Origin of the sequence: Microcoleus sp. PH2017_24_DOB_U_A (genome assembly GCF_020738205.1) — a bacterium.
Classification (GTDB): domain Bacteria; phylum Cyanobacteriota; class Cyanobacteriia; order Cyanobacteriales; family Microcoleaceae; genus Microcoleus.
In genome coordinates, this window is record NZ_JAEQCT010000029.1 from 245,225 (window position 1) to 264,290 (window position 19,066).

Below are 19,066 nucleotides of genomic sequence, written 5' to 3' on the forward strand. Positions count from 1 at the left end.
TTCCTGAGAAATCCTCGAAATAAATTAACTTTACGCTGAAAAAAAGATCTTTCAGTTGTAACATGAACTGCAAAGTGTGAGTGTGAATATTCCTAAAGGAGTGAATATGGTTCAGACACCTTCGCGCCATCGCGGCAGCGAGTTTTCGGCTACTAACTCGGTACAACCAGTCAAACGCGATACGATTTTGCTGGGAAATACCCTCTCCCTACCAAATACAAAACTTTTCGGCACCGACGGAATTCGCGGGAAAGTTGGAGAATTGCTGACTGCACCCCTAGCGCTGCAAGTTGGATTCTGGGCTGGGCAAGTTCTACGCCAAAATGCCCCCAACCAGGGCCCTGTGATTTTGGGACAAGACAGCAGAAATTCCAGCGATATGCTGGCAATGTCACTGTCGGCTGGTTTGACAGCCGCCGGTTTGGAAGTGTGGAATTTGGGCTTGTGTCCCACTCCCTGCGTTGCTTATCTGGCAAGCATTTCGCAGTCTGTGGGCGGAGTGATGATTTCGGCTAGCCACAATCCCCCAGAAGACAATGGGATTAAGTTTTTCGGCCCCAACGGGTCAAAGCTGTCTCAGCATTTGCAGGAACAAATCGAAGCGGGAATCCGAGGGGCTAAGGTTGCGGTTGCTAGCTTGGCTTTGGGGCATCACTACCACCGCCCGGAGTTGATTAAAGATTATGCTGATTCTCTCTCAGATTCGCTGCAACAGATGAATTTGCGGGGAATGCGGGTGGTTTTGGATTTGGCTTGGGGGGCTGCTGCTGGTTTGGCGCCGGCGGTGTTTGAGCAAATGGGGGCGGATGTGATCTGTTTGCACAATTCTCCTGATGGATCTCGCATTAATGTTAACTGCGGTTCTACTCATCTCGACAGTTTGCAAGCGGCGGTTTTGGAACACCAGGCTGATTTGGGATTTGCTTTTGACGGTGATGCCGATCGAGTTTTGGGTGTTGACAACAAAGGGCGATCGATTGACGGCGATTACATTCTTTATCTGTGGGGCCAGCAATTGCGCGCCTCCGAACAGTTACCGGATAATTTAATTATTTCTACTGTAATGGCTAACCTGGGCTTCGAGCGAGCTTGGGAAGAATTGGGGGGCAAACTAACTAGAACAAACGTCGGAGATCAGCACGTTCACGCTGAAATGCAGCGCACGGGTGCGATGTTGGGCGGCGAACAGTCGGGGCACATTCTTTGTCCGCATTTCGGTATTAGTGGCGATGGTTTGTTGACAGCTTTGCATATAGCTTCGCTGGTGCGTGAGTCAGGGGAATCTTTGTCACAATTGGTAAGTGACAGTTTCCAAACATATCCGCAGTTGTTGGTAAATGTGCGGGTGGACGATCGCGAAAAACGCTTAAGATGGCACGAGTGCGAACCCATGCAAAAGGCGATCGATCGCGCTAAAACTGCAATGGGAGAACAGGGACGGATTTTGGTTCGCGCTTCTGGCACTGAACCGCTAATCCGAGTTATGGTGGAAGCTGCCAGCGCCGACTTAGCTAACTTCTGGACTGAAAATTTAGTCTTAGCCGTTCAGCAACACATCGCTATCTAACAGTTGACAGTTGACAGTTGACAGTTGACAGTTGGAAGAAGGAAGAAGGAAGAGGGAAGTGTCAACTTGAGTCTGAAATCCTGTGTATCTCTCTAGGTACGTTGTTGGGCTTTAGCCCTCTTTAGGCGTATATCTAAAGAGGGCTAAAGCCCAACAACGTACCTACGGAGGGTTAGGGGGGATCTAGCTCTCGGCGATCGACATTAGGCTAAGACTAAGCTTGAGATTGAGTTGACACCAATGGCAAGAATCCTCTAGTAAAATATAGGGGATATTGAAACCACTTTCTCATGCTTATTCCCTCATCCTTATTACTTATAGACTAAACAACTAACTTCTTCTTTCTTCAATTCCCCATTTCTGATTTTATGAACAGCAAATCAATTAAAAATGGGCGGTTACACCAAACTTGGTTAAAAATTTTAATTGTCGTCATATTAATAACGGGGATATTTTTTAGATTTACAAACCTCGATCGCAAAGTCTACTCCTTCGACGAATCTATCACCTCGCTGCGAATTTCTGGCTACACCTGGACGGAAATGGTACAGCAAGATTTTCAAGGAAAAACAATTAGCGTTCAAGATTTGCAGCGGAAATACCAGCAGATAAATCCCGAAAAAAGTTGGTTGGATACAGTTAAAGGTTTAGCTACAGAAGAACCTCAACTACCGCCGCTATATTTTATTTTAGCCAGATTTTGGGTGCAGTGGTTCGGCCCGGAAGTGGCAACTGTGAGAAGTCTTTCAGCTTGGATGAGTTTGTTGATTTTTCCGAGCGTTTATTGGCTGTGCTGGGAATTATTTCGCTCTGCACGTGCGGGATGGATGGCTGTGACAATCATGGCTGTGTCGCCTTTTCACGTCTTGTACGCGCAAGAGGCAAGGCCGTACATGATGTTTGCTGTCCTCGTCTTGCTGTCGAATGCCATTCTGCTGCGGGCGTTAGCGAAGCCCGCCCCTACGGGGGCTGCGCCAACGAAGAGGATCGCCCTACAAAAATCTACCGCCACATTTAAATCTACATTTAAATCTACATTTAAATCTACATCGAAATTGAGCAAAGGCGTTTGGTTGATTTATGCGATCGCCCTAACTGTAGGACTGTATTGTAGTTTATTATTTTTTATAGTAATATTAGCCCACGGTATCTACGTAATTATCACTGAAAATTGGCGTGTTCGCCAAACATTAATTGCTTATTTACTAGCTTCAGCGGCAGCAACACTCATTTTCGCTCCTTGGATTTTCGTATTAGTTGATAACTCGCCCAGAATCGCTGCAACAGTAGGTTTGCCCCATCTTTCTCTTTCGGCCCTATCTTCACTTAAACCTTTGATTATTATCACCTGTAGAACTTTTATTGACACCCATTGGGCGGGTGGAATCATCAAATTAGGTTCGAGCAATACTACTGATTCAATCAGACTGATTGTAGCAGTTATATTAATATTAGCGATCGCACATTCAATCTACTTGCTTTGCTACTCAACTCCCAAACGAGTTTGGCTGTTGGTCTTGACAGCGATCGGAATTACAGCGATAGTATTGATAGCAGTGGGAGGCATTGCCGATCGCTATCTAGTTCCCTATCTTTTAGGAATCCAGCTAGCTGTTGCCTACCTCTTTAGCGCTAAAATTACCACCGCCAACAATCCACGACAAAAACTCTGGCAGCTCGGTTTAATAGCCCTAATATCGAGTGAAATAGTTTCTTGTGCCGTCAGCTCACAGTCACAACTTTGGTGGAACAAGTATCCTTCTAGCACTAAATACAATCCCGCAGTAGCGGCGATTGTCAATCAAGCCCAAAAACCTTTAGTGATTTGTCACGGAGGCAACAACCTCACCGGAAAAATACTGTCTGTCAGCTATTTGCTGAAGCCGCAAGTAGAGCTTTTGCTAGCAGTGAAACCCGAGCAAGTTAAAATTCCTGATGGTTTTAGCGATGTATTTCTCTACAGAAGCACCGAGCTATTGCGATTTGAATTAGAACAAGTGCAAAAATATAAAATTACACCAATTTACCCACCGGGCGATGTGTGGCTTTGGCGTTTAGAGAAATAATTAAAGTGGCAACTGCGAATGATGATTTCTGTTGTGATACCTACCTACAACCGCGAGCAACCCCTGCGAGAGACATTGGCTGACGCGATTCGGCAAAATTACCCGAATTTTGAAGTGCTGGTAATCGATCAAACTCGCACTCACGAATCGGAAACTCAAGTTTATTTAGAGGAATTGGCAACTGCGGGGAAAATTCGGTGGTTTCCGGTAGATTGGGCGAGTTTACCGGGAGCTCGAAATTATGCTGTGCGGCGCGCTGTGGGAGAGATTATTTTATTTATTGATGATGATGTACAATTGCCGGATGGTTTTTTAGCCGCTCATGCTGATAATTATTTAGCAAAACCGGATGTGGGATGTGTGGCGGGCAGGGTTTTTGACAGAATGAAACTGGGTAATTCTGGAGGCGATTTGGCGATCGACTTTTTGCCCCCAGAAGCCATGGATCCGGGCATTGCTTGGTATTTTATCGATTTGGTGCATACAGTCAAACCGCAGCAGGTACTCTCGGCTAGAGGCTGCAATATGTCGTTTCGCCGTCAGGTTTTTGCCGAGTGGGGTTTGACGTTTGACGAGCGGTTTGTAGGGAGTGCGGTGCGGGAGGAGTCGGATTTTTGTTTGAGATTGCGATCGACTGGCATGAAAATTTGGTACGATCCCAGTGCTTGTTTAGTTCACTTGGGGGAAGAAAGCGGCGGATGTCACGATGTCAGCACGCGATCGATCGAATATCAAACCACATTTTATCACAACCACTTCCTGATGGGATTGAAAAATTTAACCGTCTTTCAATGCCTGCGATTTTTTGCCAAACTCTTTGACTGCCACGTTTTGGGGCATCCACCTTGTCATAAAAGCCGATCGCCCCTAAAAATTATCACTAGATTTGCTTTTTATATCCTCGGTTTTATCAGTGCCCTCATAACACTCATCAAATCGCTCTGGAATGACGGACAAATTTACACAAATCAAGACAAAATCAACCCTAAATAATTTATGAATTAATTCGCAATGCCCGATGCCCGATGCCCAATGCCCCATTCCCAATGCCCCATTCCCAATGCCCCATTCCCCATTCCCAATAAATGAGAATCCTCGTTGCCAGCCACACCTATATAGTTGACATAAATCGGGAAAAATTCAAAATATTAGCCAACCTAGAACCCGATATTGAAGTAACAATTGTAGTGCCACGACGCTGGAAACCCGGAGGCGTACAAAATAAAATCATCGAAACCGAATTTTATCAAGAAGACTCATTTAAAATAGTTCCCATCTCCAATTTTAGTCAAAACAATCAAGGCTTGCTAACATTTGGTACAGATATAATTAGACTTTTACAGAAATTCAAACCGCAGATTATCCAAGTCGAACAAGGTTCAAAATCCCTAGCCTACAGCCAATTAATTATACTCAATAAATTACTCAAACTCCAAGCCAAAAATATATTATTTACCTGGTGGAATCTATCCTATGAATTGAAATGGCCTATTTCCCTATTAGAAAATTGCAATCTTCAGAATACCGACGGAATTATTGCCGGCAATTTAGATGGCTCTAAAATTTTGCACCAGCGGGGCTACACAGGTGCAATGGCAGTAATGCCCCAACTTGGAGTAGATGAAAAATTGTTTGTGCCTGCTGCTAAAGATATTGAGTTATCTAGAAAATTTGGCATTAAACCAACAGATTTTGTGGTAGGATTTGTAGGGCGATTTGTCGAAGAAAAAGGACTGCTAACTTTAGCTGAAGCATTAGCAGGATTGAAACAACTTTCTTGGAAGTGGTTGTTAGTAGGACAAGGAAAATTGCGATCGCACTTGGAAGAAAAATGTAGAGAATGGGGCATCAGCGATCGAATAATCTGGGTAGAAAGCGTTTCCCATGAAGAAATTCCACCTTACATTAACTTAATGAACTGTTTGGTATTGCCCTCGCAAACCAGCTATAAATTCAAAACTTTGACTACCGTGGGCTGGAAAGAACAATTCGGTCATGTTTTAATTGAAGCGATGGCTTGTAAAATCCCGGTTATCGGTTCCGATTGCGGCGAAATTCCCCACGTTATCGGCGATGCGGGGTTAGTCTTCCCAGAGGGAAATGCAGGGATTTTGCGCGATTGTTTGCAGCAATTGATGGAAGCGCGGGATTTTGCTGTTGATTTGGGCGATCGGGGTTATCATAAAGTTATGACAAGTTATACAAATCAAGCCTTAGCTGAGCAGTTATTGGACTTTTACAAACAACTTTTGTAGCAGAAGATAGAAGTCGTAGGGTGTGTCGCCATGAAAAATTCCTAACTACATATCAACAATCTCATAGCGACGCACCTGGGTTATTCAAGGATTCGTGCAAATAAACCAAACGCTTCTTTTGCCGCAAAACCTTTTAACAAGCGTATTACTTATTGGCAGCAAAGAAGTAGTAATCTGCTGTGTAATCCACGCGGGTAGTGCTATTTTGTTTTGAAGAATCGCATCCGGTAGCTGGGGCTTTGCCACCTTTAGTATTGACGCGCTGGATATAGGTAACTTTGCTAAATAAACCGTTACCTTCATTGCTTTTGGCACTTAGTAGCACCCAAGGAATGGTAGTGCGATCGGGCGAATCTACACGTTCTTTTACTTCGCCAACGACTTTACTCTTGTCTTTAGTATACTCCCAAGTTGGGCCACCGTAATGTTTGCCAACTAATGCGCCACTTGCATTAAATAAATCAGCTTCCGGTGCTTTTAATGTCCATTCAAATTGAGTGCGATCGCCAGTTTTGGGTTGACACACGTAAATTTGCACGCCTTTGGCTGACACTTCGGAGATTAAAGCATTACCAGCAGGCACTTGTAGCTTTGCCGGCACGTCAGGAAGCTTTTTATTCGTGTCGCTGGGAGTGGGATTCTGTGCGACGGTTATGGCTGATGCTGTTGGCTGTAATGGCGATACTTCGGCGGTAGCGGCTGCATTGGTTGTCGGATAACCAATGGCGGCTAACATCGAAATGGCGATCGGCATAAATGAGAGAGATTGTTTAGCCATTTTTGATTCAACTCCTAAAGTTACTTAAAAATGAACAGTCATTTTTGGTATTCTGCATGATTAATCTTGCTCGATCGTATCACAACACCATTGGGTTAGCCCGATCAGATAAATTTTATCTCGCGTATGGGATACACAGACTCATGGGAAGAAGTCAAATTGTGCTAATACCAAGTATATTTAAGGTATATCGTGTCAAAATTCATCAACTCTTAGGAATAAAACTATTAAGTTCTTCCACTAGCAGATGCACTGTTGTTGAAGGATTATCACTTTCAGGATTAGGGCGATCGTATTCCATTAAAAGCCGTTTTGCGTGTTTAATCGCATCCTGTTGTTTGTTTTTCAGTTCCTCATAAATCGTTTCACTGTTTTTCTGATACTCGTATCCGAGCAACTTCGTCAACATATTTTGATAATCCTTGCGAGAAATTCCAGTATTATAAAAATGGAAGTGTAGTAAATACCAAAGTTCAAAAGCATCATTGGAGTACGCTACTTTAATGCCGTTATTTTTTGCAAGAGTCATAGCTGCATTAAAATTTTGCGCGTCGTTAGAATTTTTACCGTTAATATCGCGATCGAAGACACACCAAAATCGATCGCTTTCGTCGTATTCTGAGTCATTTTTTAACTCAATAGCTTTTTCTACTAAACTCCTCGTGTTTTTCCCTTCTCCCTTGATATCAAGCTTGATTACCTTTGTGTCTACCGCGAAACTTCTAAAATAGTTGGGTTCTGTTTTTTCACCTTCGCACACGATTAAAAACCATCTTCTATTTTTAACTTTTCTTTTAGAGTAATCAATAGTTCTTCTGGACGAACTTTTTTTAGGCATAGAGTTCACCTAGAAGTTCTTTGAAATTACCAACAAAAGGGATAGCACCATACTTTCCGATGATGTAATCGTGTTCAAATGAGGCATCTTTTCCTACTTTATACTCTACTAAAGAGTACAAATCAGTAGCGCCCTTATTGTCTTTCTCGGTAAACCATATTTGATCTCGGCGAAAAGTCTTGCTGCTAAGCAGATTTGTGTCATGTGTCGTGAATATAAGCTGTGCGTTGTGGGGATTAGTCTCGTTAGAATTGAATAAGCAGATTAATTCACGAGTAATCAACGGATGTAGTCGGGCATCAAGTTCATCTATGAATAAAATCTTTCCTGTCCTCAAAGTATCGAGAAGCAGCCCTGCTAATGCAAACAATTTGTTTGTTCCCTCAGACTCATGCTTTTCAATATCGAATATTTCTATAGCAGTCTGCTTACCGTCAGCATCATATTTCCGATGAACTGTTTTCACGGCTGGTTTGCTTTCAGAAATAGGATATAAACTACCGTAGGAATTACCATATAATGCTGTATTATTGGAAATAATAAATACAGGTTGATTTGTGATTTGGATATCAGCAATACCCAAGTCTAATTTTTTAATGAATTCAATAATATCATGCCTGTGGCGATCGTTCTCAAAAGACTCTAAAGTTTCCTTGCGGTATTGCCTATCTTGCAAGCCTGATATCAATTGCAAAGTTTTACTGAACCACAGCAGGATTTTGCCAGAAAGTTTACCATTAAATTGTGCGACAACAGAAAGAAATAAAGCATTGTTTCTAGTTTTATCGCTAATACCTTGCCCTTCCGGGAAATCATCTAATATAAAGCTGTCAAAATCCCGTTCAAAAAGCATTGTTTCTGAATCTTCATCACTTTGAAACAACCACTCAGCAACAACCTGTTCAGAATTAATCTCAAAACCATATCTAAAATTTTTGCCTTCTAGCAAGAAAACTATTTCAAAGAATGATGGCTCTTTTTCTGTCTCTGTGCTTAGCCTGAATGCTTCAATATCGATCGCCTCTGAAACTTGCGTTTCTTTGGATGAGTTGAGAACAAACCACTTCATAAAGTTAACAGCAGCAACAAGATTGCTTTTGCCGCTGGCATTTGCTCCATAAATAGCAGCACTTTTTAGCAATTTTAATCTATGATTGATTTCAAATACATTATTTTCGTCAAGCTCTCGATCGTCCTCCGTAATTGACGAAGCTACCATGCTGAGTGTGACAGTTTCTTTAAAAGATTTGTAGTTGCCGACGCTGAATCCAATCAGCATAACTTGCCTCCGATCGCCTAAATTAGTATAAAGTGCAAATCTTGCAATTTTTTATATAATAACACAACCAGCTACCGCAATTAAGACCAAGGGCTAATCATGCGAATCCTTCAAATTATCCCCTCAATTTCCCTCGTCTACGGTGGCCCAAGTCAAATGGTATTGGGGCTTTCTGCCGCCCTCGCTTCCCAAGGTATTGATGTCACAATTATAACTACAGATTCTAACGGAGATATCGGTCAAGATCCTTTAGATGTGCCGTTAAATCTACCAATCAAACAAAACGGCTATGAGATTATTTATTTCCGCTGTTCTCCGTTTCGCAGATATAAGTTTTCTCTGAGTTTATTGCAGTGGTTGAATGAAAATGCGCGGCAATTTGACCTCGCTCACATTCACGCTTTGTTCTCGCCAGTAACTACTTTCGCCGCGACAATTGCCAGAGGGCACAAGTTACCGTATATTATCCGGCCCTGCGGTATGCTTGACCCCGCAGATTTGCAGAAGAAAAAGCTTTTAAAACAGGTTTATGCTACACTTTTAGAACGACCTAATTTAGCAGGTGCGGCAGCAATTCATTTCACTAGCAAGCAAGAAGCTAAAATTTCAGAAAGGTTTGGTTTGGATAGCACAGGCAAGATGCCTGTGCCACAAGATTGTTTACTATTAGATAGCACAGGCAAGATGTCTGTTCCAAAAGATTTGATAATTCCATTGGGGGTGACGGCAGATGCTTACCCTGAAATATTGCCTGATTCGGAAATACCAATCATCTTATTTATGTCGCGAATCGAACCTAAAAAAGGATTAGAATTGCTAATTACGGCACTGGAAAGTATTTTAGAAGATGGTCTAAAATTTAACTTTATTTTAGCAGGTTCTAATCCCCAAGATGCCGATTACGAAGCCAAAATTAAAGTCAAAATAAAAAAATCAATTTTAGAAAGATTTACTACAATAACGGGTTTTGTTAGCGGTGATTCAAAAGCTGAGATGTTGAGAAAAGCTGACTTATTTGTGTTGCCTTCTTATTACGAAAACTTTGGTATTGCCGTAGCAGAAGCGATGGCTGCGGGTGTACCTGTGGTTATTTCCGATCGCGTTTATATCTGGGATGACATTCAGCAAGCGGAGGCTGGGTGGGTGGTGCCTCTGGAGGTAGGGGCGATCGCCCGCGCGATCGAATCAGCCCTCCTCGCACCACAGGAAAGGCAGCGCAGGGGCTTGAATGGCCAAGAGTATGCCAAAAAGTATTATAACTGGGAGGCGATCGCCCGAAAAACCATCGAAGCTTACCAGCACATTTTGTCATCTATTAACTAACTCGACTAAAGTTTACCTTTTATTTCTTCTCCGGCGGCGAGTTTTTGTGCTGCTATCAGAATCTGTCGGCGATATTTTTTCATCGCTGCTTTGCAGTAATGTTATTGCTATTTCACCTACAATACTTGTCAACAAAACTCTTTAATCCAGCTTGATATCCTGCTCCTACCGCCTGAAATCTCCACTCTCCATTCTTTCTATACAAACGACCAAATTCTAGAGCCGTTTCTAGTGTAAAACTCTCTGTTAATTCATACCGGACAAGTTCGATTCCGGTATCCAAATTGACAATTTTGATGAAACTATTTCTGATATTCCTAAAACTTGCATTGATTTTATCTGCTTCGTGAATAGTCACAACAAAAGTTATTTCCACAATTTCAGGATTAACTTTTTCTAAGATAATGCCGTAAATAGTCTTATTTTCTTTAGCTGGGTTGTTTTCAGGAATCGATTGCAGTACCGAACCGTCAGAGGATTGCAGATTATTGTAAAAGATAAAAAAATTATCGTCAGGTAATTTGCCGTCCGAACCTAGCATAAATGCAGAGACATCAATGTCGTAGCTTTGTCCTGCCTCCGTTACCTGCCAACCGAGGGCGATCGCCATTTTTTTTAAATCCGGTGCTTCTTGAGAGAGATTAAATCTCTCACCCTTACTTAATTGCATAGCCATCTGCTTATTTGTCAAACATAAAAATTTATCTTATTTATTTTAATAGTAAGTGGGACGAGAAATTTTCGTGTTTAATAAAACTTAATATTTTTATAATATAGTAGTCTTCCCATCATTTGGATAATTTTTGTAGTTGCTCTTAAAGATCCAGGTTGCCCCGATAGATAGGTGGTAGGCACGCACCATCCACTACCGCTACCAATCTTCATCAATCATTTAGGATTGCTATAAATCTTTAATGATCGCAGATATCTTTTTGGCAAGATGTCTATTAAATTTAGGTACGTAGTTGCGCTTCAGCGCTCTTTTTGGATCTCGGAAAGAGCGCTGAAGCGCAACTACGTACCTGCTGCTAAAACTAGCATAATAAAATGCTAACTATTAATTATAGAATAGATTGTTTTTTGCAATAGGTCTAATAGTCTAATTTTAATTTCTCCCTACAAAGGTTCCGGCCTTAAACCAATTATTTCTAGTAAGTAAAAACCGGGTTCGATCGCAAGCCCGGTTTCTATAATTTAACTTAATTTGACATTACTTTTCAGCATTTGCCGAACTAGGTGGGAGGGTAACGAAATTGCCAAAAGCTCCAACCGTTTGATAGCTTTTTTTACCTAGTTGAGTTGTGTAAATGCTGACAACGCCAAAGTTCTGACGTTCCGTTGTATTGTCGAGCAAGTGTTCGATCGAGCCGCGCTGGGAAGTCAGGAAAGTCTCTGCAACGCCACTCAAAGCTTTGGGTACGCGGGAATCATTACGCACGGTGTTTTTAAACTCGGTTTCGAGCACGCCGGAAGCATAAGTTAGGTATTTATCTCTCGGAGGATTTGTAAAGGCCATTCCGGCGGCTAGCACGCTGAGGGCGATCGCAATTTTTCCGATATTCCCGAAAAAATTAGAAGTTGGTTTGTGAGTATTCATTGCTTTATCAATAATCATTTTTTTCTTGCCCCGATTGAGTTATAAGCTTATCTAGATTTAAACTACACCTTCTGAGAAACAGATTTCAGAAAAAAGAGGACAGTTTGTAGATTGGAGGCGAGTTGCAAATGCAGGCTATGGCTTTTGGGGACGATCGCACTCTAATATAATTCCGAGGTAGCGGGATGGGAGATCCGCAGCCTGTCTTCCTTTTACTTTCCTCCCTCCCCCAAATCCGGTAAATTTTCAAAGACTTACGCAAACAGTGGTTGAAGGCGCTAATGACAGCCGCAAGGTACTTGCGGCACATCCTCAACTTATTTTTGCTTAGATTTTTGTCGATCGATCTCCCGCTGCAACTCCTCAATCTGACGGCGCAAAGCCTCCGTCTCGCTGTTAGATGTTTGGGACTTCACATCAACCGCACCCTCAGCTACAGCCCGCTTGTAGTTACCCAGCTTAATTTGCCGGTATTCCTCGGAAGCCGCCCAATCTCGCAAATACCGCAGCCTTTCCACCGGGAAAGGGTGACTCAGCATCACGCCTTGGCCACCGTTGTAAAGTAAAAATTTATACACTTGGTTGAGATTGTCGCGATCGAGCTCTTGATAGTTGTCAGACTGGCGGATAAATTCTTGCAAACTGCATTGATCTGCATATTTACTGCTAACTCCCGCAAGTTTCATCATCGTCTTCATCACATTGTTCAAATCATCCGTCACCAACAAAGCTGCTCTATCTGCCGATAATTCAGCCTTCCGCCGCCACTCATAAAAAGCGAAAATTAAACCACTTCCGACAATATTTCCCAGCCCAAAAGTCATCTCGCCAATTGTTGATGCGATGCTCATCGCCCACATCGCCATTTGATTTAAAGTTGGATGCCCGCATTTGATGTGTCCCAACTCGTGAGCCAGGACTACTTTGATTTCTGACTCATCCAGCAAATCTAAAAGACCAGTGTTTAAAACTATATAGGGTTGATTTTTCCCGAGGGCATAGCTGTTAACAGCGGGATTCTGAGACACAAACAAACCCGGTTCTGGAAAAATATCTAAATCCTGCACGCACTCCCGAAATATATGATAAATGCTGGCATATTGGCGCGGGCCGACTTGTATGCTATTTCCCATTAGGTAAACGAATTGCGGTCGTTCGTAGACAAATTCTACAAATTTGCTGGCAATTAAGTCAAATCCAGGTACGCTGCGTAATGCGGTCTCGGCTTGGCGATCGAGGGGATGCTGAAAAGCTTCGCTAGAAATTCCAGTATAAGTAGGCATAGTTGTTGCAAAAGTTACATCTAAAATATCTCAGTGTTGCCGATCGCAGCGGTTGCTACCGGGCGCCTGACTTATCAATCTTATCGCGATAAATCTTCAACTCTTGTGGAACAGGCATCTTGCCTGAGAATGCTGCAAAATGTGAGTTAAAATTGTTTTTATTGTACAGGCGCGATCGACAAGCGTCTTTCGCTGTGTCTGTTAATCAAAAATAGGAACGTGCAAAAATGGCTATCCTGCGACTCGAAAACGGTAGAACCTATACTCAACTGAGCGATATTACCCGCGAACTTGCTCCTTTGAACATTCAACTCAATAGTTGGCCGGTGGGTGACAACCCAGAAATTCGGGAATTGCTGGCTCTCGATGCGATCGACGACAATCAAAAAGAGCAAGTGCTACAAGCCCTCGACGGCTACTTTCAGCAACTCAAGGAAAGCGCAGGCTATCAATCCCGCGACTTAATTGTACTACACCCAGACATTCCAAGCCTCGACACTCTGCTCTCCAAATTCGACAAGTGTCACATTCACGCTGACGATGAAGTCCGCTACATTGTAGCAGGAGAAGGAATTTTCGGTTTTGTGCGTCCCGACGGTAGTCAAGTAGAAGTGACTGTACAGCCCGAAGAATTTATCAACGTACCAGCGAATACGGAACACTGGTTTTATTTGACAGCAGCCCGGAAAGTTAAAGCTGTGCGCTATTTTACCACCACGGTCGGTTGGACACCGGAATATACGGATACTCAAATTCGATCGCAATTAGCTACTGTTTAAATATGCCAGCTAAAGATAAGTTTCACGAACTCGTCAAAACTGCCCTCGAAAATCAGGGTTGGACAATTACCGATGACCCTTATCATATCGATCTCGGATTTGTTGATTTTTATATCGATCTGGGTGCAGAACAGTTATTAGCAGCTACAAAGGATAATGAAAAAATTGCGATTGAAATCAAAACGTTTTTGGCACCATCGACGATTTCAGAGTTTCATACCGCAGTGGGACAATTTATCAACTATCGGATTGCATTAGAATTTGACGATCCAGAGAGAACTCTTTACCTGGCAATTCCATTAGGTATTCACAGAAAATTTTTCAAATACTCATTTATTCAAACGGTAATTGAACGCAATCAAATTCCACTTTTAGTTTACGACACCGAAAAACAGGAGATTTCTGAATGGATAAAGTAAGTTTGTATCGTCAATATATTCAGGAATTGCTAACTGAACGATCTCAGAGGCGATCGCCTCACGATCCAGTTTCCAGCGAGACAATTTTCGATTTAGTCAGCGATCGCTATCAACTGGTTCATGTGGGTTGGAAAGATAGTAACACTCGAATTTATGGCTGCATAATTCATGTAGACATTAAAGATGGGAAAATTTGGGTACAGCATGACGGAACTGAAGAGGCGATCGCCAATCAATTAATAGCACGAGGCGTCCCATCCCAGGAAATTGTGCTAGCCTATCATGCACCTCATGTCCGACAATACACCGAATTTGCAGTTGGTTGATCTGAGATGTTACATCAACAGCAACAGGGAAGATGCCTGTTCCACAAGAAATTTAATCTTTGTGGAACAGGCATCTTGCCTGTTCATAAAAGGCTAATTGACATTGTGCAAAATCTTAGTTAATCCTACCTCAAACTTTGTGCTTTAAAGATTGTAAAATACTCAAAGCAACCGCCTCCGCCACCTTAATCCCATCAATCCCCGCCGACAGAATTCCACCCGCATATCCCGCACCTTCCCCCGCAGGATAAAGCCCTTCAGTATTCAAACTCTGATAATCGTCTTTGCGCTTGATCCGAATTGGTGAAGAAGTGCGCGTTTCCACTCCAGTCAAAACCGCATCATCCATCGCAAATCCTTTAATTTGTTTGTCAAAAGCCGGAAGTGCTTCGCGGATGGCTGCGATCGCAAAATCCGGCAAACTTGCGCTCAAATCAGTCATCACAACTCCGGGCGTATAAGAAGGCTGCACAGCGCCTAGGGCGATCGAAGGGCGATTCGCCAAAAAATCTCCCACAAGCTGCCCAGGGGCGTTGTAAGTGCCACCTCCTAACTCAAATGCCCGTTCTTCTAGGCGACGCTGAAACTCAATTCCCGCCAACGGATGACCCGGATAATCTTCCGGCGTGATACCCACCACAATCCCGCTGTTAGCATTGCGTTCGTTGCGAGAATATTGACTCATCCCATTCGTCACAAGTCGCCCCGGTTCCGACGCCGCCGCCACTACCAAACCGCCGGGACACATACAGAAACTGTAGACAGAACGACCATTTGCACAGTGGTGAACCAGTTTGTAATCGGCGGCACCTAAAAGCTTGTGGCCCGCCCGATCGCCAAAACGACAGCGATCGATCGCACTTTGGGGATGTTCCACCCGAAAACCAATCGAAAAAGGCTTAGCCTCAATGTAAACACCGCGCGAGAATAACATCTCAAAAGTATCGCGGGCGCTGTGTCCCACCGCCAGAACTACATAATTACTAGCAATATATTCTCCGCTGGCTGTAGTAATTCCCTGCACTTTGCCATTTTCGATATGAATATCTTCGACACGAGTTTGAAACCGAATCTCACCGCCTAAGGATTCAATTTGGGCGCGAATACTTTGGACAATTCCCACCAATTTAAACGTACCAATATGCGGCTTATTAATATATAAAATTTCCGGTGAAGCACCCGCATTCACAAGTTCTGTCAGCACCTTGCGCCCGTAATGCTGAGGGTCTTTAACTTGGCTGTAGAGCTTGCCATCCGAAAAAGTTCCCGCACCGCCTTCCCCAAACTGGGCGTTAGATTCTGGGTTGAATTCTATTTTTTTCTTCCAAAATCCAAAGGTGTCAGCCGTGCGATCGCGCACAGCTTTGCCACGTTCCAAAAGGATCGGGCGAAACCCCATTTGTGCCAGCATCAGCCCTGCAAACATACCGCACGGCCCCGTACCGATCACAATGGGCCGAACTGTCGTCAAATTGCTGGGGGCTTGGGCTACATAGCGATAACTCGTGTCTGGCGTCACCATGACATGAGGGTCTTTTTTGAAGCGTTGCAGAAGTTCGTTTTCCTGTGTTGTCTCGACATCCACAATATAGACAAGAACAATTTCGGCTTTTTTGCGAGCGTCGTAGCTGCGTTTGAAGATGGTATAGCTGAGCAATTCTGCGGGGGGAATTTGCAGCTTTTTGAGAAGGGCGCTGGCGATCGCATCTTCAGGATGATCTAAGGGAAGTTTGATTTCGGTTATTCGTAACATATAGGGCAAAGAAGTTCGGCAACGGATTGGGTAATGGATTTAACTGAGATGTTGTAACATTCTCAAAAACAGGCAAGATGCCTGTTCCACAAAAACTCAATTTTATTGTGGAACGGACCGGAGAGCCCGTAACATTCTCAAAACAGGCAAGATGCCTGTTCCACAAAAACTCAATTTTATTGTGGAACGGGCCGGAGAACCCGTTTCTAAACAGATTTAAACTGTAGATTGCAGAAGCGTTATAATAAACAAAAAATTAAGTTTTGTAAAGACCCTTGACTGCAACATTTACACCAAAAAACAGCCAAACCTGGCACGCTCTCAACCCCCTGTGGGAAGGAGCAGAAGACGCAGTACAGAAGGGTTTACCCCACACCAAGCTAGCACCCGCATGGCAAATACTGCTCTTGGGCGACGGTTCCCCCACCCGTCACCTGCAACTGCTGACAGGGGAACCCACAGAAGTAGATGTGATCGATATGTCCTTAGTGGGTGAGGATGCAGACGGCGCGCCTGCACAAATTGTGGCGGTTCCAGGGCCGCGCCTGCGCCGTCAAGTGTGGCTGCGTACAGCTTCGGGACAGCGCCTCGCCTACGCGACTTCTTGGTGGGAAGCGAGTCACGTAGATGAATATTTGGAAAATAAATCTTTGCCAATTTGGGCAAGTTTAGCGCGCCTGCGAACAGAATTGTATCGCGATGTGCAAGGCATTTATTGCGGTGAGTCGGTGGCCTTGGAGTCGGCTTTTCAAGAGTCGGGGCCTTTTTGGGGGCGACACTATTTGTTTTGGCATCACGGGAAGCCGCTGACGCTGATTTATGAGGTGTTTTCGCCTTATTTGACTAAGTATTTGGGGCCGATGGAGTTGTAATATTGTAGGCGATCGCAGGTGCATCTGGGTTTGTCAAATATATTTGTAGGGGCGAAGCATGACCGCGGTCAATATGAGATTATAACTAATAACTTATCTGCGGTCATGCTTCGCCCTCTTCAAAAACCAAATGCACCGGAGCGTGATGACTTTAGTCCTCGGATAGATGCGGACTAAAGTCCTCACGCTTGGGAGCATCTCAATTTTGCAAAAAGCATTTTTTTTATTATAGTGCGAGCGTCCCCGCTCGCGATTTGTAGCATACGCGAGCGGGGACGCTCGCACTATAAATGCAAAACTGAGATGCTCCCCTCACTACGAACCTGAATGCGGACTAAAGTCCTCACTACGAGCCTGAATGCGGACTGAAGTCCTCACTACGAACCTGAATGCGGACTGAAGTCCTCACTACGAACCTGCAATTTTTCGCCGCAACTTCACTCGCAAACCGTCACGCGGGTGTGGAGTCGGTACTCGGATTAAATTCAAATCTTGATCCGGTAACAAATCCCATTCGCACTCTCGAACCATCCTCGCCGCAAACAGTTTCATCTCTAACCGCGCGAATTCTTTCCCCAAACATTCCCGCAAACCGCCGCCGAAGGGCACGTAACTGAAAGGTTTAGCATTTGTCGATCGCTCCAAACTAAATCGATCGGGGTCAAAGCGATCGGGTTCGGGATAAACTGAGCTATCCTGATGGGTCTGATTGATTTCGTAAAGCACGCTCCAACCCTGGGGAATTTCGTAGCCGCCGAACTCGCAAGCCTGAATTACCTGACGAAAACCGCCTGCCACCGGCGGAACCAACCGCAGCACTTCTCGCATCACCTGCTCCAAATAAGTCATTTGTTTGAGCTGTTCCAAGTCTAGCGGTTCAGTTGCCGAAAACTGCTGTTGTTCCGCGCGAACTTTTGCCATCACATCGGGGTTTTGAGCTAGGAGAAGGCAAAAAGAGGCGATCGCCGAAGTCAAAGTCTCGTGTCCCGCAAACAACAGCAGCAGCACTTGATCTTTCAACTCCTCCAAACTCAAATTGTTTCCGTCATCGTCGCGAGCCGAAATCAGCAAACTCAAAGCATCATTCCCTTCTCCCATATCTTGTTGGCGATCGCGAATAATCTTTTCAAGTTCTGATAACAGTAACTTTCGGCACTTTTTCGCCTTTCCAAACTTAGTCCACGGCACATCTAAAGCAATCGAAAATAAACCCTCGCACCAAGTTTCAAAATAATGTCCCAGCGCCGTCTCCGAACCAGCATCAATCCCAACTAACAACTTACTAGCAACATCAAAAGTATAATTTCTCAGTTCGGGATACCACGCAAACTCGCTCATCTGCGTCCATCTTTCCAAGTAGCGCCCAGTGATATCTTCCATCCCGCCGATGTAGCCCGCCAGAGCTCGCGGTTGAAACGCTTGGTACAGCAGCTTGCGCCGATTTTGATGTTCCGAACCCGTTTGCAGCGCCAAGGAAAGCGGCCCTAAAAGCGCTTTCATGCTCGGAGGCCAACTCATAACAAAATATTGATTTTCATGGCTTAAAACAAACAAATTCGCCTCTGAGCCGGACACAAACACGGTAGGCTGTCCGAAGATGCTGGTTTTGAAAATTGGCCCGTACTGTTGGTGGCGTTTTTTGGCGAATTGAGCATCTTGTAAAAAGTTGAGGGTATCGCCAATTAGCGGTAAACCCAAATTGCCTGGAGGTAATGTCATTTCAGATTTCAGATTTCAGATTTTAGATTGTTCATATCATATTAACTGAATTTACGCAACTGTATAAAGGTACGTTGTTGCGCTTCAGCGCTTTTATACATATGAAAGAGCGGGTGCATCTGGCGCAAGGAAGAGGGCGAAGCATGACCGCATATAAGTTATTAGTTATCATCTCATATTCACCGAGGTCATGCTATAGCCCATACGGATAT

17 protein-coding genes are annotated in these 19,066 nt (G+C 43.9%); 9 read left to right on the plus strand and 8 right to left on the minus strand.

The features are described 5' to 3' along the window. Positions 1-106: 106 nt before the first annotated feature. From glmM to hpsO, 4 genes are all read left to right on the plus strand, one after another. Positions 107-1,567 (plus strand): phosphoglucosamine mutase, encoded by a 1,461-nt coding sequence (glmM, locus tag JGK07_RS07760; RefSeq protein WP_293182640.1) that lies wholly within the window; start codon positions 107-109, stop codon positions 1,565-1,567. Between the two features lie 368 nt (positions 1,568-1,935). Beyond that, positions 1,936-3,633: a glycosyltransferase family 39 protein gene (locus JGK07_RS07765; protein ID WP_293217233.1), complete on the plus strand. Its 1,698-nt coding sequence runs from the start codon at positions 1,936-1,938 to the stop codon at positions 3,631-3,633. A gap of 18 nt (positions 3,634-3,651) precedes the next feature. Continuing rightward, on the plus strand, positions 3,652-4,626 hold the full coding sequence (gene hpsN, locus JGK07_RS07770) for a hormogonium polysaccharide biosynthesis glycosyltransferase HpsN (RefSeq protein ID WP_293182624.1): 975 nt from the start codon (positions 3,652-3,654) through the stop codon (positions 4,624-4,626). Positions 4,627-4,718: 92 nt separating this feature from the next. Next, positions 4,719-5,888 carry a hormogonium polysaccharide biosynthesis glycosyltransferase HpsO gene (gene hpsO / locus JGK07_RS07775; RefSeq protein ID WP_293182622.1) on the plus strand — a complete coding sequence of 390 codons (1,170 nt, stop codon included), beginning with the start codon at positions 4,719-4,721 and terminating at the stop codon, positions 5,886-5,888. 145 nt (positions 5,889-6,033) lie between these two features. Here hpsO and JGK07_RS07780 read toward each other — a convergent pair whose 3' ends face one another. From JGK07_RS07780 to JGK07_RS07790, 3 genes are all read right to left on the minus strand, one after another. Continuing rightward, positions 6,034-6,666, minus strand: a complete 633-nt coding sequence (locus JGK07_RS07780; RefSeq protein ID WP_293196726.1) for a DUF3455 domain-containing protein — start codon at positions 6,664-6,666, stop codon at positions 6,034-6,036. A gap of 205 nt (positions 6,667-6,871) precedes the next feature. Further along, on the minus strand, positions 6,872-7,504 hold the full coding sequence (locus JGK07_RS07785) for an RloB family protein (RefSeq protein ID WP_293182618.1): 633 nt from the start codon (positions 7,502-7,504) through the stop codon (positions 6,872-6,874). Continuing rightward, complete coding sequence (locus JGK07_RS07790) at positions 7,497-8,783, minus strand: ATP/GTP-binding protein (protein WP_293205028.1); 1,287 nt, start codon at positions 8,781-8,783, stop codon at positions 7,497-7,499. The genes JGK07_RS07785 and JGK07_RS07790 overlap by 8 nt, the downstream gene beginning before the upstream one ends. Positions 8,784-8,882: 99 nt before the next feature. Between JGK07_RS07790 and hpsP the strand changes: the two genes are divergently transcribed. After that, positions 8,883-10,106 carry a hormogonium polysaccharide biosynthesis glycosyltransferase HpsP gene (hpsP, locus tag JGK07_RS07795; protein WP_293241970.1) on the plus strand — a complete coding sequence of 408 codons (1,224 nt, stop codon included), beginning with the start codon at positions 8,883-8,885 and terminating at the stop codon, positions 10,104-10,106. Positions 10,107-10,218: 112 nt separating this feature from the next. On the opposite strand, the gene JGK07_RS07800 is transcribed toward hpsP, so the two are convergent. From JGK07_RS07800 to JGK07_RS07810, 3 genes are all read right to left on the minus strand, one after another. Beyond that, entirely contained in the window at positions 10,219-10,776 is a 558-nt protein-coding gene (locus tag JGK07_RS07800; protein WP_293182612.1) for a TerD family protein, read from the minus strand. Between the two features lie 540 nt (positions 10,777-11,316). After that, the gene (locus JGK07_RS07805) at positions 11,317-11,721 is read right to left on the minus strand and encodes a DUF4359 domain-containing protein (RefSeq protein WP_293149171.1); all 405 of its coding nucleotides are present in this window, start codon (positions 11,719-11,721) and stop codon (positions 11,317-11,319) included. A 299-nt stretch (positions 11,722-12,020) separates the two neighbouring features. Next, the gene (locus tag JGK07_RS07810; RefSeq protein ID WP_293196728.1) at positions 12,021-12,986 is read right to left on the minus strand and encodes a M48 family metallopeptidase; all 966 of its coding nucleotides are present in this window, start codon (positions 12,984-12,986) and stop codon (positions 12,021-12,023) included. Positions 12,987-13,213: 227 nt separating this feature from the next. Here JGK07_RS07810 and JGK07_RS07815 point away from each other — a divergent pair, with 227 nt between their 5' ends. From JGK07_RS07815 to JGK07_RS07825, 3 genes are read left to right on the plus strand one after another with little or no spacing between them, the layout of a single operon-like run. After that, positions 13,214-13,765, plus strand: a complete 552-nt coding sequence (locus tag JGK07_RS07815; RefSeq protein WP_293182608.1) for a cupin domain-containing protein — start codon at positions 13,214-13,216, stop codon at positions 13,763-13,765. A gap of 2 nt (positions 13,766-13,767) precedes the next feature. Next, a complete protein-coding gene (locus JGK07_RS07820) occupies positions 13,768-14,184 on the plus strand; it encodes a XisH family protein (RefSeq protein WP_293182606.1) in 417 nt (138 codons plus the stop codon). Beyond that, on the plus strand, positions 14,172-14,510 hold the full coding sequence (locus JGK07_RS07825; protein WP_293182604.1) for a XisI protein: 339 nt from the start codon (positions 14,172-14,174) through the stop codon (positions 14,508-14,510). Before JGK07_RS07820 ends, JGK07_RS07825 begins: the two co-directional genes overlap by 13 nt. A 130-nt stretch (positions 14,511-14,640) precedes the next feature. On the opposite strand, the gene JGK07_RS07830 is transcribed toward JGK07_RS07825, so the two are convergent. Then, positions 14,641-16,263, minus strand: coding sequence for an NAD(P)/FAD-dependent oxidoreductase (locus tag JGK07_RS07830; RefSeq protein ID WP_293224259.1), 1,623 nt, complete (start codon positions 16,261-16,263; stop codon positions 14,641-14,643). Between the two features lie 275 nt (positions 16,264-16,538). On the opposite strand from JGK07_RS07830, the gene JGK07_RS07835 reads away from it, so the two are divergent. Then, a complete protein-coding gene (locus JGK07_RS07835) occupies positions 16,539-17,135 on the plus strand; it encodes a chorismate lyase (RefSeq protein WP_293211350.1) in 597 nt (198 codons plus the stop codon). 408 nt (positions 17,136-17,543) lie between these two features. Here JGK07_RS07835 and JGK07_RS07840 read toward each other — a convergent pair whose 3' ends face one another. Continuing rightward, a complete protein-coding gene (locus tag JGK07_RS07840; protein WP_293196731.1) occupies positions 17,544-18,854 on the minus strand; it encodes a cytochrome P450 in 1,311 nt (436 codons plus the stop codon). Positions 18,855-19,066 lie beyond the last annotated feature (212 nt).

Excerpts from the sequence above, each read along its gene's own strand:
- glmM (WP_293182640.1), top strand. The coding sequence starts at position 107 with ATGGTTCAGACACCTTCGCGCCATCGCGGCAGCGAGTTTTCGGCTACT.
- JGK07_RS07790 (WP_293205028.1), bottom strand. The coding sequence starts at position 8,783 with ATGCTGATTGGATTCAGCGTCGGCAACTACAAATCTTTTAAAGAAACT.
- JGK07_RS07820 (WP_293182606.1), top strand. The coding sequence starts at position 13,768 with ATGCCAGCTAAAGATAAGTTTCACGAACTCGTCAAAACTGCCCTCGAA.
- JGK07_RS07810 (WP_293196728.1), bottom strand. The coding sequence starts at position 12,986 with ATGCCTACTTATACTGGAATTTCTAGCGAAGCTTTTCAGCATCCCCTC.
- JGK07_RS07815 (WP_293182608.1), top strand. The coding sequence starts at position 13,214 with ATGGCTATCCTGCGACTCGAAAACGGTAGAACCTATACTCAACTGAGC.
- JGK07_RS07780 (WP_293196726.1), bottom strand. The coding sequence starts at position 6,666 with ATGGCTAAACAATCTCTCTCATTTATGCCGATCGCCATTTCGATGTTA.
- JGK07_RS07840 (WP_293196731.1), bottom strand. The coding sequence starts at position 18,854 with ATGACATTACCTCCAGGCAATTTGGGTTTACCGCTAATTGGCGATACC.
- hpsO (WP_293182622.1), top strand. The coding sequence starts at position 4,719 with ATGAGAATCCTCGTTGCCAGCCACACCTATATAGTTGACATAAATCGG.
- JGK07_RS07765 (WP_293217233.1), top strand. The coding sequence starts at position 1,936 with ATGAACAGCAAATCAATTAAAAATGGGCGGTTACACCAAACTTGGTTA.
- JGK07_RS07805 (WP_293149171.1), bottom strand. The coding sequence starts at position 11,721 with ATGATTATTGATAAAGCAATGAATACTCACAAACCAACTTCTAATTTT.
- JGK07_RS07830 (WP_293224259.1), bottom strand. The coding sequence starts at position 16,263 with ATGTTACGAATAACCGAAATCAAACTTCCCTTAGATCATCCTGAAGAT.
- JGK07_RS07800 (WP_293182612.1), bottom strand. The coding sequence starts at position 10,776 with ATGCAATTAAGTAAGGGTGAGAGATTTAATCTCTCTCAAGAAGCACCG.
- hpsP (WP_293241970.1), top strand. The coding sequence starts at position 8,883 with ATGCGAATCCTTCAAATTATCCCCTCAATTTCCCTCGTCTACGGTGGC.
- hpsN (WP_293182624.1), top strand. The coding sequence starts at position 3,652 with ATGATGATTTCTGTTGTGATACCTACCTACAACCGCGAGCAACCCCTG.
- JGK07_RS07825 (WP_293182604.1), top strand. The coding sequence starts at position 14,172 with ATGGATAAAGTAAGTTTGTATCGTCAATATATTCAGGAATTGCTAACT.
- JGK07_RS07785 (WP_293182618.1), bottom strand. The coding sequence starts at position 7,504 with ATGCCTAAAAAAAGTTCGTCCAGAAGAACTATTGATTACTCTAAAAGA.